Genomic DNA, 12,470 nt, shown 5'->3' with positions numbered 1-12,470 from the left:
GCCTAGGCCCAAGGCAAACATCAACGCAGGCGTCGCGCGTGCCGAAACCCGCGGCGCTTGCCGTCAGCCACACATCGCGAAGCGTCCCATGAGGCTTCGCGACATCGCATAACTCCCCGGAGGAACGACGTGAGCAATCTGATCATTCGCAAGGTAGCCGTGCTCGGCGCCGGCGTGATGGGCGCGCAGATCGCCGCGCACCTGATCAACGCCAAGGTGCCCGTGCTGCTGTTCGACTTGCCCGCCAAGGAAGGCCCGAAGAACGCGATCGCGCTGAAGGCGATCGAGAACCTGAAGAAGCTGTCGCCGGCGCCGTTCGGCGTGAAGGACGACGCGCAATACATCCAGCCCGCGAACTACGACGACGACATCGAGAAGCTCGCCGAATGCGACCTCGTGGTCGAAGCCATTGCCGAACGCATGGACTGGAAGCACGACCTGTACAAGAAGGTCGCGCCGCATCTCGCGCCGAACGCGATTTTCGCGACCAACACGTCGGGTCTTTCGATCACGGCGCTGTCGGAGGGTTTCTCGGATGAGCTGAAGGCGCGCTTCTGCGGCGTGCACTTCTTCAATCCGCCGCGCTACATGCATCTGGTCGAACTGATTCCGACCGCGACCACGCGTCCGGAAATCCTCGATCAACTCGAGTCGTTCCTGACGAGCGTGGTCGGCAAGGGCGTCGTGCGCGCGAAAGACACGCCGAACTTCATCGCTAACCGGGTGGGGATTTTCTCGATTCTCGCCGTCGTGACCGAAGCCGCGAAATTCGGCCTGCGTTTCGACGAAGTGGACGACCTGACCGGCGCGCGTCTGGGCCGTGCGAAGTCGGCCACGTTCCGCACCGCCGATGTGGTCGGTCTCGACACGATGGCGCACGTCATTAAGACGATGCAGGACACGCTGAAGGACGACCCGTTCTTCCCGGTCTACGAAACGCCGGCCGTGCTTGCTGAACTCGTGAAGAAGGGCGCGCTGGGTCAGAAGACCGGCGGCGGCTTCTACAAGAAGGAAGGCAAGGCGATCAAGGTGCTCGACCCGAAGACCGGCGAGTACGTCGACGGCGGCGCGAAAGCGGACGAACTGGTCGGCCGCATTTTGAAGCGGCCGCCGGCGGAGCGTCTGAAGCTGCTTCGCGAGTCGCAGCATCCGCAGGCTCAGTTCCTGTGGGCGATTTTCCGCGACGTGTATCACTACATCGGCGTGCATCTGGAATCCATCGCCGACAACGCGCGCGACGTCGATCTGGCGATCCGTTGGGGTTTCGGCTGGAACGAAGGCCCGTTCGAAGGCTGGCAGACGGCCGGGTGGAAGCAGGTCGCCGAGTGGGTGCAGGAAGATATCGCGGGGGGTAAGGCGCTCTCGAACGTGCCGCTGCCGTCGTGGGTGCTGGAAGGGCCGGTGGCCGAGCAAGGCGGCGTGCATACGAACGAAGGTTCGTGGGCGCCGGCTTCGAAGACGTTCGTGCCGCGCTCGTCGCTGTCGGTCTATGACAAGCAGGTGTTCCGTGCGCCGCTGGTCGGCGAAACCAGGGCTGATCCGAAGACTTACGGCAAGACGCTGTTCGAAACCGACGCCGTGCGCGCATGGGTGGACGACCGCGCCGGTGAGAACGATGTGCTGATCGTGTCATTCAAGAGCAAGATGAACACGATCGGACCGTCGGTGATCGACGGTCTGACGCAGGCGATCGAATTGGCCGAGAAGGACTACAAGGGTCTGGTGGTGTGGCAACCCACGTCGCTGAAACTCGGTACGCCGGGCGGTCCGTTCTCCGCGGGCGCCAACCTCGAAGAAGCAATGCCGGCGTTCATGATGGGCGGTGCGAAGGGCATCGAGCCGTTCGTGAAGATATTCCAGCAAGGCATGCTGCGCGTGAAGTACGCGAGCGTGCCGGTTATCTCGGCGGTGTCGGGCATCGCGCTTGGTGGCGGTTGCGAACTGGCGTTGCACAGCGCGAAGCGCGTCGCGCATATCGAAAGCTATTTCGGTCTGGTGGAAGTCGGCGTGGGTCTCGTGCCCGCGGGCGGCGGCCTGAAGGAAGCGGCGTTGCGCGCGGCGGAAGCGGCGACGCAAGTGGGCGCGACCAACGATCTGCTGAAGTTCGTGCAGAAGTCGTTTGAAAACGCGGCGATGGCGAAGGTCTCGGCCTCCGCGCTCGATGCTCGCGCGATGGGCTACCTGAAGCCGTCGGACACGATCGTCTTCAACGTGTTCGAACTGCTCGACGTTGCGAAGAAGGAAGCGCGTGCGCTGTCGTCGGCGGGTTATCGTCCGCCGCTGCGGGTTACGCAAGTGCCGGTGGCCGGGCGTTCGGCGATCGCGACCATCAAGGCATCGCTCGTCAACATGCGCGATGGCCGTTTCATCAGCGAGCACGATTTCCTGATCGCGAGCCGTATCGCGGAAGCGGTGTGCGGCGGTGACGTGGAAGCGGGCAGTCTGGTCGATGAGGAATGGCTGCTGCAACTCGAGCGTCGCGCGTTCGTCGATCTGCTCGGCACGCAAAAGACGCAGGAACGGATCATGGGCATGCTGCAAACCGGCAAGCCGGTGCGCAACTAAGCGACGGGCGGACCGCACTACGTGCATGGGATCGGAGTGAGCGTTGAAGCGCCAGCTCTGATCGACCGCGATAGGACTGCATGGGACCCGAGTAAGCGCTAAAGCGCTAACTCGGGTCGACAAAGGAGCTTCAAATGGCAAAGCAATTGCAAGACGCATACATCGTCGCCGCGAGCCGTACGCCGATCGGCAAGGCGCCGCGCGGGATGTTCAAGAACACCCGCCCGGACGAACTGCTGGTGCACGCGATCAAGTCGGCCGTGGCACAAGTGCCCGGCCTCGACACCAAGGTGATCGAAGACGCGATCATCGGCTGTGCGATTCCGGAAGCGGAACAAGGGCTGAACGTCGCGCGCATGGGCGCGCTGCTGGCCGGCCTGCCGAATAGCGTCGGCGGCGTGACGGTGAACCGCTTCTGCGCATCCGGCCTGACCGCGCTCGCCATGGCCGCCGACCGCATCCGCGTCGGCGAGTCGGACGCGATGATCGCGGGCGGCTGCGAATCGATGAGCATGGTGCCGATGATGGGCAACAAGCCGTCCATGTCGCCGCATATCTTCGATCGCAATGAAGACATCGGCATCGCCTACGGCATGGGCCTGACGGCGGAGAAAGTCGCCGAGCGCTGGAAGATCAGCCGCGAAGCGCAGGACGCGTTCTCGGTGGAATCGCACCGCCGCGCCATCGCCGCGCAGCAAGCCGGCGAGTTCAACGACGAAATCGCTGCGTACACAATCACCGAGCGTTTCCCCGATCTCGCCACTGGCGAAGTCCGTGTGAAGACCCGCGAAGTGTCGCTCGACGAAGGTCCGCGCGCGGAAACCTCGCTCGAAGGTCTCGCCAAGCTGCGCGCGGTGTTCGCGAACAAGGGTTCGGTGACGGCGGGCAATAGCTCGCAGACGTCGGACGGCGCGGGCGCGCTGATCGTGGTGTCGGAAAAGATGCTGAAGGAATTCAACCTCACGCCGCTCGCGCGTTTCGTCAGCTTCGCCGTGCGCGGCGTGCCGCCGGAAATCATGGGCATCGGTCCGAAGGAAGCGATTCCGGCCGCGCTGAAGGCCGCCGGCCTGAAGATCGACGATCTCGACTGGATCGAGCTTAACGAAGCGTTCGCCGCGCAATCGCTGGCGGTGATTCAGGACCTCGGCCTCGATCCGGCGAAGATCAACCCGCTCGGCGGCGCGATCGCCCTCGGCCATCCGCTTGGCGCGACGGGCGCGATTCGTGCGTCGACCGTGGTGCATGGCTTGCGCCGCCGTAACTACAAATACGGCATGGTGACGATGTGCGTCGGCACGGGTATGGGCGCGGCGGGCATCATAGAGCGCCTGTGACCAGGTTCACCCGGAGGTTCGCTTCGGTCCTCGCGCGTACGCGTTGAGGGCCGCGGAACGGTTCGCACGCCATCCGGCTCGCGAACCGTTTTTACATTCTCAGCAGCAAGCAGAGGAAACGAGGAGATGACGATGGATATTCTGGTCGAGCGCGCCGACGGCGTGCTGACGATTGCCTTCAACCGGCCCGACAAGAAAAACGCGATTACGGCCGCCATGTATCAGACGATGGCCGACGCGCTGGTCGAAGCGCAAGGCGACGCCGCCGTGCGCGCGATTCTGATTCGCGGCAGCGCGGGCATTTTCAGCGCCGGAAACGATCTCGAAGATTTCATGAAGACGCCGCCCATGGGCGAACACGCGCCGGTGTTCCAGTTCCTGCGCGCGATCAGCTCGGCGGAGAAGCCGGTGGTGGCGTCGGTGGCGGGCGCGGCGGTCGGCATCGGCACGACCCTGCTGCTGCATTGCGACCTGGTCTACGCGGCCGATACCGCGAGCTTCTCCCTGCCGTTCACGCAACTCGGATTGTGTCCGGAAGCGGCGTCGAGCCTGCTGTTGCAGCGCGCGGCCGGCTATCAGGCGGCGGCGGAGAAACTGCTGCTCGGCGAAGCGTTCGACGCCGCCGAGGCGCAGCGCATGGGCTTCGTGAATCGCGTGCTGCCCGCCGCCGAAGTCGATGCGTTCGCTGCTTCGCAAGCCGCGAAGCTGGCTGCGTTGCCTGCTTCGTCGTTGCGCGTGACGAAGAGTTTGATGAAGCGCGCGAGCCACCAGGAGTTGCAAACGCAGATGTCCGAAGAAGCCGTGCATTTTGGCAAGATGCTGCTCGCGCCCGAAGCGCGCGAGGCGTTCAAGGCGTTCTTCGAGAAGCGCAAGCCGGACTTCCGGCAGTTCGATTGAGTGGCGTGCGGGGTACTGCGAGTACTTCCGGAGTGCGGGCGCCCTGGTGTCGAAGGGAAATCCACAGCTCGCCACTTCAAGCTTCAAGTTTCAGCGCGTCAGGACGTTCGCCTGCTTGAACATTCAGGCGCGTTGGCTGCTCAAGGCTGCGTCGGCTGCAAGGTATCGTAGTCGACGTAGCTTTTCTCGCGGCAGAAGCTCACCAGCCGCACGCCCGCCTTGCGCGCAATCGTAATCGCCAGCGATGACGGCGCCGAGATCGTGGCGACCATCGGCACGTCGACGCGCGCGGCCTTGCGCACCAGCTCGTAGCTGGCGCGGCTCGACAGAAACACGAAACCCTCTTTGGTATCCACACGGTCGAGCACCAGCTGACCGATCAGCTTGTCGAGCGCATTGTGGCGGCCGACGTCCTCGAACGCGTAGCGGATCGCGCCTTGGGCGTCGCACCACGCGGCGGCATGCAGACCGCCGGTCAGCCGCGTCAACGCCTGATGCTCGGGCAAATCGCGGGCGGCGCGCGCAATCGCGTCCGGCGCGAGGCGTTGCAGAAAGCCGGTATCCGCCACACGCTCCGGCTGCAGATCCAGCAAATCGATGCTTTCGATGCCGCACACACCGCAGCCGGTGCGCCCGGCGAGCGCGCGGCGCTTCTCCTTCAGCGCGACGAAGGCCTGTTGCACCACCTGCAACTGCACTTCGGCATGCGGCAATTCGCCGTCGTCATGCAGTTCGACCTCGATGTCCTGGATGTCGCTGCCACGCGCCACGATCCCTTCCGAAATCGCGAATCCGACCGCGAACGCTTCCAGATCGCGCGGGGTGCACATCATCACCGCATGCGAAATGCCGTTGAAGACGAGCGCGACCGGCCATTCCTGACCCACGTGGTCGATCACGGTTTCGACCGCCGCGCCGCGATGCCGGTGCACCTGGCGCTCCACGGCGCCCGGCTGCCCGGCTGTTTCCAGTTCGTTCAAGCTAGTTCACTCCTTTGCGATGCCGCGCGCGCGAGCGGTTGACGGACCGGCGGGTTGCCGCCAGCCATGCCGCCGTCGCGCGAATAAGGTTCTAAAATACCCCAAGCTGGGCTTGCGTGTTGCCGCCATCCGGGAGGGACATAGTCATGGGACTCAACGAAGCACCGCTTCTGTTCAACTTCGAGGTCGAGTCTTCGGAGAATTTCACCTACATCCCGATGTCGGTGCGCTTCAATCTCGACCGGTTCGGGCTGCGCATCTCGCTCGATCAATGGCAAACGCTGCCGCTCGAAGACCGCAAGCTGCTGGCGCGTTTCCCGGTCGAGGAAGACGCGGAAATCGAGCCGAATTTCGATCATGCCCTGTTCGAAATGCTGCGCACCCACGCGAACATCGAGCCTGAGTGGTTCACGCCCGAGGAAGCGCCGGCCTGGCGCCGCACGGACAGCGTGCCGGAGGGTATCTCGCATCAGGCCCAACTGGCCGGTCTCGCCGCGCCGGGCGTCGCCCAGTGGGCCGAACTGGCGCCGTTCAAGCGCTATGTGCTCGCCAAGCTGTCGCGCAAGCCGGAGGCGAACCACGACTTCGTCCCGGCCATGAAGGAGTTCGGCACGGCTGGCTAGATCTAGCCGATTGGGCGCCGCCGCGCACGTGACCGGCTAGTGCCGCCGGCAGGTACGCGCCGGGGCAACATTGCCTGCCAGGCGTGCCCGCCAGGTTTTTTTCACTCACCACCCTCAATCTGTTCCGAACTCTGCCGTTATCCATGGGTTGGCGCGTAAAGAGACTCGTATCGGTGCGGCCCGACGCATCGGCCGCGACCGCGCGCTCCCGCCCGCAGAACGATTGACGTTCGGAACCCATGACTCCTTTTCTATCGAAGCGGCTGCTGATCAATCTGGCGGTCGTTGCCGCGGCGATCGGCGCGAACGCGTTCGTCGCCTATGCGCAGATCTGCGGCCAACGCGACGCCGACGCGCGCATGCTGCGTTCGACGAGCGTGCGCCAGCATCTCGACGCCTACCACACGGCGCTCGACGGCGGTCTGGCCGCGCTCGGCCGCTTCGAGGCGTCGGGCGAGTCGGCGCCTGCCAGCGCGGCCGCTGCGATGGCGACGACGCTCGCGGGTCTGGAGCGCGACCTGCGCAATGAACTGGCCGGCGAACCCGCCATGCTCGACGCGCTCTCGAAGCTGAGCGCGGACAGCCACGCGTTGCAACACGACATCGACGACGCGCTGCTCAGGAGCGCCGTTGCCGGGCCGGACGCCTCGCGCGCATGGGCGGCCTCGACCTACACCCATCTCGGGCTTGGTCTCGATCGCGTCGAAGCGGGCCTCGCCGCACTGCGCGGCGCGGAGAACCAGGCCTTGCAGGCGTCGCTCGCCGCGTCGGCGAGCGAATCGCAGCGGGCGATGTTCCTGCTGATCGTGACCATGCTGGGCGGCAGCGTGCTGCTGATCTTCACGTTCGGCGCCCGCGAAAACAGCGCGCGCGAGAAGCTGCGCAGCGTGCGCGCGCTCGGCCGCCACGACGAACGCTTTCGCGGCCTGTTCGACGAGCATCCGGTGCCGATGTATATCTTCGATCGCGAGACGTTGCGCTTTCTCGCCGTCAACGCGGCCGCGATCCAGCAATACGGTTACACCGAAAGCGAATTTCTCGGCATGACGATTCGCGCGATCCGCCCGAACGGCGAAGTCTCGCGCCTCGAATCGCACATGCAGCGCAGCGACGCGGGCCAGCACGGCCGCACCATGGCGGGTATCTGGCATCACCGGCGCAAGGACGGCTCGACGATCAGCGCCGACATTTCGTACCACGCGCTGAACTTCATGGGCCGCGCCGCGTTCTTCGTGCTCGCCGACGACGTCACCGACCAGATCAACGCCGAAGCCGAAGCACAGCGTTCGAACCAGATGCTCGAAGCGGTGATCGACAATATTCCGCAGCGCATTTTCTGGAAGGACAAGGAGTCGCGCTACCTCGGCTGCAACATGGCGTTTGCGCGCGATGCCGGGCTCGCGTATCCGGAGCAGGTGGTGGGCAAGAGCGACGCCGACATGCCGTGGCGCGACTTCTCGACGCTGCTGAACGACCACGACAAGGAAGTGGTGAGCACCGGCGTGCCGAAGATGAACTTCGAAGTCGATCTGGTGATCGACGGCGTGCACCGCACCACCGTCACGAGCAAGCTGCCGTTCACCGACGGCGACGGCCGCGTGATCGGCGTGCTCGGTTCCTACACGGACATTACCGAGCGCAAGCGCGCCGATCTTGCGTTGCGCCTGCAAAGCCGCGCGCTCGACGCCAGCGTCAACGCGATTCTGATCACCGCGCCGTCGCCTAACGGCAATCTGATCGAATATGTGAATCCGGCGTTCATGCGCATCACCGGTTACGACGCCGCCGAGGTGATCGGCCACGATTGCCGCGTACTGCAACGCGACGACCGCGACCAGGAGGGCGTCGCGCTGATCCGCCAGGCGCTCGCGGCGAATCGCGAAGTCAGCGCGGTGGTGCGCAACTATCGCAAGGACGGCGCGCTATTCTGGAATCAGCTCTTTATCGCGCCGGTGCCGAATCAGGACGGCATGATCACGCATCACATCGGCGTGATCAACGACGTGACCGATCTGATGCGCTATCAGGAACAGCTCGAATACCAGGCCAACTACGACAGCCTCACGCGCCTGCCGAACCGCAATCTGCTGCGCGATCGCCTGCAACATGCGTTGATCGTGGCGCAACGGCATCACAAGGGCGTCGCGGTCGTGTTCATGGATCTCGACGGCTTCAAGAACGTCAACGACAGCCTTGGCCACAGCGTCGGCGACCGGCTGCTCAGCGTGGTCGCCGAGCGCCTCGCGCGCTGCACGCGAACGAGCGATACGGTGGCGCGCCACGGCGGCGACGAGTTCGTGATCGTGATGACCGACACCGTCGATGAACAGTCGCTGATCGCGTGGATGGAGCGCGTGCGCGCGTCGATCTCCGAGCCGGTCTGGCTCGACGGCACCGAGCTGTACGTGGGTTGCAGCATGGGCGCGAGCCTGTTCCCGCAAGACGGCGAAGACGCCGAGACGCTGATGAAGAAGGCCGACCTCGCGATGTATCGCGCGAAGGACATGGGCCGCAACACGTTCCAGTTCTATCAGCCGGAGATGAACGCGAGCGCGGGCGCGCGCCTGAATCTCGAACGGCGTTTGCGTCGCGCGTTGCGCGACAACGAATTCCTGCTGCACTACCAGCCGCAAGTGGATATCGAGAGCGGCCAGATCGTCGGCACCGAGGCGCTGGTGCGCTGGCGCGATCCGGAAGTCGGACTGGTGCCGCCGTCGTCGTTCATTCCGGTCGCGGAGGAAAGCGGGCTGATCGGGCCGCTTTCGGAATGGGTGCTGCGCGAGGCGTGCCGCCAGAACAAGGCGTGGCAGGACGAAGGCTTGCCGCCGGCGCGCGTGTCGGTGAATCTGTCGGCGCGCGTGTTCCAGCAGCGCGACATCGCCAAGCTGGTCATGCAGGTGCTGGCCGAGACCGGTCTCGAGCCGCAATACCTCGAACTCGAACTGACCGAAAGCACCATCATGCGCAACGCCGAAGAAGCGGTGTCGATGCTCAACGAACTGCACGCGCTCGGCATCGGCCTCGCCATCGACGACTTCGGCACCGGCTATTCGAGTCTCAGCTATCTGAAGCGCTTCCCGGTTGATCGGCTGAAGATCGACCGCTCGTTCGTGTCCGACATCGGCGTGTCCGGCGACGACGAGACGATCACCTCGGCGATCATCGCGCTTGCGCATTCGCTGAAGTTGCAGGTGATCGCCGAAGGCGTGGAGACGTCCGCGCAACTCGACTTCCTGAAAGAGCGCGCGTGCGACGAGATGCAGGGGTTCTACTTCGCGAAGCCGTTATCGACGGACGCGATCTCCGAGTTGCTGCAAGGTGGCATAGGGCGCGAACTGGCGACGGTTTGAGCCGCTCGCACCGCGGCGCTCACTCTGCCGGCGTGCTCAGGAAAACCGGCAGAGCTTCCGCCAGTTCGGAGAACGACTGCAGGACCGGATGCTCCGTTTTGCTGACCGTTCCCGGCAGCATCATCTGCGTGAAGTGCCAGGCGACCGCCACGGTGACGTCGGCCGCGTCGAACTGCTTGGCTTCGATCGGCGGCGCGGCCGCCGCGAGCTCGCGTTCGAGCTCGGCGTAAGCGGCGAACAATTGCGTACTCACGCGATCGACCCACGGCTCATGTTGCTTGTCCACCGGACGCAGATTGCGTTCGTAGACGATCTGCACGGTCTTCTCGCACGCGGCGAGCGCAAGGCCCGTGAGGCGGGCGGCGCGCAAGGCGGCGTCAGGAGGCGTCGGAAAAAGCCGCTGGTTCGGCCCGACGAGCGTAGCCAGGTACTGGAGGATCACCGTTGAGTCCATCACGGTCTGGCCGTTGTCGGCGATCAGCGTGGGTGCCTTGACGACAGGGTTGATTCGCGCGAACTGCTCGTAGGTGCTGAACACCGAAATCGACTCGTGCTCGAATTCGAGCTTCAGCAATTTGAGGCAGATGGCGACCCGTCGTACGTAGGGCGAATCCAGCATTCCGATCAGTTTCATCTTATTCCCGTTAGAACATCTATCATGGCGCGCCCGAGCGCTTCGTGGCCGCGCGGCTTCGCTTCCGGCTTAGGTCGCGGCGCATCGAACCGATAGATTAAGCATCTCCGCAGCGCAAAAAAAGCGACAAATAACGACGACTTACGTCAGAATTTCTTACATGAAACCGATCCCGCCTTTGACCGCGCTGCGCTGCTTCGAGGCCGTCGCCCGTTTGGGCGGCGTGACGCAGGCCGCGCGGGAGTTGCATGTCACGCACTCGGCGGTGAGCCAGCAGATCAAGGTGCTGGAAGATTCGATGGGCGTCGCGCTGTTCATGCGCGAGGCGCGCGGGCTGAGGCTGACCGAGGAAGGACGGCTTTACGCGCTCGACATCCGCATGGCGTTGCGCGACATCACCCATGCGACGCGCCGCGCGCAGGCGCGCCCGCACGAAAGAGAACTGGTCATCACCACCTTGCCCTCGTTCGCGCAGCATTGGCTCGTGCCGCGTCTCGGCAGCTTTCGCGCGGCGCATCCGTACTACCGGATTCGCTTGCAGACGAGTTTGCAGGTCGAGGATTTCCGCCTGGGCGCGAGCGACGTCGGCATCCGCATGGGGCAGGGGCATTGGCCGGACGTCGCGCAACAGAAACTGTTCGACGACGAGATGGTGGTGGTCGCCGCGCCGCATTTTGCTCTGGCGCATGGCCGTTTGCCTTCGAACGCGGCAGAAGTGCTGGCCTGTCCGCTCATTTCGAGTCCTGATACGCCGTGGCACGACTGGTGTCAGGCGGCGCAGGTCGCGGAGCCGGCCGAGGGCGCCGTGGTGTTGTCGGCGAACGACTCGAATATCGTGATCGGCGCCGTGCTTCAGGGCCAGGGCGTCGCGCTCGAACGGCGCAGCCTGGTTGCGTACGCGCTGGCGTGCGGCGAGCTGGTGCAGATCACCGATGTCCGCGTGCCGTACCGTTATCCCTATTGGCTGGTCTGGCAGCAACGCGACATGCTCAATGCTTCGCAGGCGCATTTCGCGCAGTGGATCGAAGGGCAGGTCGACACCTATCTGCACAGCAGCGGTGCGCTGGCGGCGCTGCGTGCGGGTTAGCCCGTATTCGTTCGCATAAAACGTTTGCGCAAGGGTTTCGGTCGGCTATATTCGTGGTTCCCATCTCAGACCGCGCTGGGAACCACGAAGCACCGATTTACGTGGCGTTGCGCCGTCGACTATCCGCCAATCTGATTGATCCGACTGGAGAGAACAATGACGTGGTCACCTGCAAAGAAACTGTCCGTGTTGCTGGCATCGGTTGTACTGAGCGTGGCTTGCGCCGCGCCGGCGTTCGCGCAAAGCGGCGGCGGTGGCGGTCCGGCGGGGAACGATACTGACGCGGCGGTTCCGTCGGCCGCATCGAAAGCGGCGCCGTCCACCAAAGCTCAGCGCAAGGCCGCGCGCAAGCAGGCGCGGGCGAAGAAAAACGCCGAGTTGAAGAAGTTGGAGGCCAACGGCTATCAGCCGTCGAGCACCGATCCGAACTATCCGAACGACATTCAGAAGGCTCAGAAGAAGGCGGGAATCGGCCAGGCAGCGAGCCAGTGACGCGGTACTACGGTTGAAAAAAACGAGGCGGCGCGTCGCCTCGTTTTTCACTGTGCTCAGTCAGGGCGCTCAGTCCAGTACCGGCAGCGCGCGCGGACGGCGGTCGCTATCGGTGGCGACGTAGGTCAGTGTGGCTTCGGTAACCTTCACCAGATCTTCGGTCAGGCTCATGCGCTGCGCGTAGACCTCGACCGCCACGGTGACCGACGTATTGCCCGTCTTGACGATGTCCGCGTAGAAACTCAGCAGATCGCCGACGAACACCGGTTGCTTGAACACGAACGAATTGACCGCGATGGTCGCCACCCGCCCGTTGGCGCGGCGGCTCGCCGGAATCGAGCCGGCAATGTCCACCTGCGCCATGATCCAGCCGCCGAACACGTCGCCATGGACGTTCGCGTCCGAGGGCTGCGGCACGACGCGCAGCGCGCAGTGCTTTTGCGGAAGTTGAAGAATATCGGTCATCGGGGGCACCCTTGAGATACGTGTTGGCTCGGTCGGCTCGACC

General features: G+C 64.3%; 10 protein-coding genes. 7 read left to right on the top strand and 3 right to left on the bottom strand.

Annotated elements, in window-relative coordinates:
* Window positions 1-129: 129 nt before the first annotated feature.
* The 3 genes from ACFSNN_RS13565 (at window position 130) to ACFSNN_RS13555 (ending at window position 4,796) form a co-directional block, all read left to right on the top strand.
* Window positions 130-2,565, top strand: coding sequence for a 3-hydroxyacyl-CoA dehydrogenase/enoyl-CoA hydratase family protein (locus ACFSNN_RS13565; protein ID WP_134457144.1), 2,436 nt, complete (start codon window positions 130-132; stop codon window positions 2,563-2,565).
* A 134-nt stretch (window positions 2,566-2,699) separates the two neighbouring features.
* Window positions 2,700-3,899, top strand: a complete 1,200-nt coding sequence (locus ACFSNN_RS13560; RefSeq protein ID WP_132376063.1) for an acetyl-CoA C-acyltransferase — start codon at window positions 2,700-2,702, stop codon at window positions 3,897-3,899.
* Window positions 3,900-4,025: 126 nt separating this feature from the next.
* Window positions 4,026-4,796, top strand: a complete 771-nt coding sequence (locus ACFSNN_RS13555; RefSeq protein WP_106310621.1) for an enoyl-CoA hydratase — start codon at window positions 4,026-4,028, stop codon at window positions 4,794-4,796.
* Window positions 4,797-4,936: 140 nt separating this feature from the next.
* On the opposite strand, the gene fdhD is transcribed toward ACFSNN_RS13555, so the two are convergent.
* Window positions 4,937-5,776, bottom strand: coding sequence for a formate dehydrogenase accessory sulfurtransferase FdhD (gene fdhD, locus ACFSNN_RS13550; RefSeq protein ID WP_134457143.1), 840 nt, complete (start codon window positions 5,774-5,776; stop codon window positions 4,937-4,939).
* Window positions 5,777-5,922: 146 nt separating this feature from the next.
* Between fdhD and ACFSNN_RS13545 the strand changes: the two genes are divergently transcribed.
* Both ACFSNN_RS13545 and ACFSNN_RS13540 read left to right on the top strand, forming a co-directional pair.
* Window positions 5,923-6,399, top strand: coding sequence for a nitrate reductase associated protein (locus tag ACFSNN_RS13545; RefSeq protein WP_134457142.1), 477 nt, complete (start codon window positions 5,923-5,925; stop codon window positions 6,397-6,399).
* Window positions 6,400-6,638: 239 nt separating this feature from the next.
* Window positions 6,639-9,749, top strand: a complete 3,111-nt coding sequence (locus ACFSNN_RS13540; RefSeq protein WP_134457141.1) for a sensor domain-containing protein — start codon at window positions 6,639-6,641, stop codon at window positions 9,747-9,749.
* A 19-nt stretch (window positions 9,750-9,768) separates the two neighbouring features.
* Here ACFSNN_RS13540 and ACFSNN_RS13535 read toward each other — a convergent pair whose 3' ends face one another.
* Window positions 9,769-10,383: a glutathione S-transferase gene (locus tag ACFSNN_RS13535; protein WP_134457140.1), complete on the bottom strand. Its 615-nt coding sequence runs from the start codon at window positions 10,381-10,383 to the stop codon at window positions 9,769-9,771.
* 160 nt (window positions 10,384-10,543) lie between these two features.
* Between ACFSNN_RS13535 and ACFSNN_RS13530 the strand changes: the two genes are divergently transcribed.
* Both ACFSNN_RS13530 and ACFSNN_RS13525 read left to right on the top strand, forming a co-directional pair.
* Window positions 10,544-11,470, top strand: a complete 927-nt coding sequence (locus tag ACFSNN_RS13530) for a LysR substrate-binding domain-containing protein (RefSeq protein WP_134457139.1) — start codon at window positions 10,544-10,546, stop codon at window positions 11,468-11,470.
* 156 nt (window positions 11,471-11,626) lie between these two features.
* Window positions 11,627-11,962 (top strand): DUF4148 domain-containing protein, encoded by a 336-nt coding sequence (locus ACFSNN_RS13525; RefSeq protein ID WP_134457138.1) that lies wholly within the window; start codon window positions 11,627-11,629, stop codon window positions 11,960-11,962.
* A 69-nt stretch (window positions 11,963-12,031) separates the two neighbouring features.
* On the opposite strand, the gene ACFSNN_RS13520 is transcribed toward ACFSNN_RS13525, so the two are convergent.
* Window positions 12,032-12,427, bottom strand: coding sequence for an acyl-CoA thioesterase (locus tag ACFSNN_RS13520; RefSeq protein ID WP_116118972.1), 396 nt, complete (start codon window positions 12,425-12,427; stop codon window positions 12,032-12,034).
* Between the last annotated feature and the right edge of the window lie 43 nt (window positions 12,428-12,470).

Source organism: Paraburkholderia dipogonis (genome assembly GCF_042680985.1).
GTDB classification, from domain to species: domain Bacteria; phylum Pseudomonadota; class Gammaproteobacteria; order Burkholderiales; family Burkholderiaceae; genus Paraburkholderia; species Paraburkholderia phytofirmans.
The sequence above is the reverse complement of the archived record's forward strand: the minus strand, read 5'-3'. Positions and strand labels throughout refer to the sequence as shown.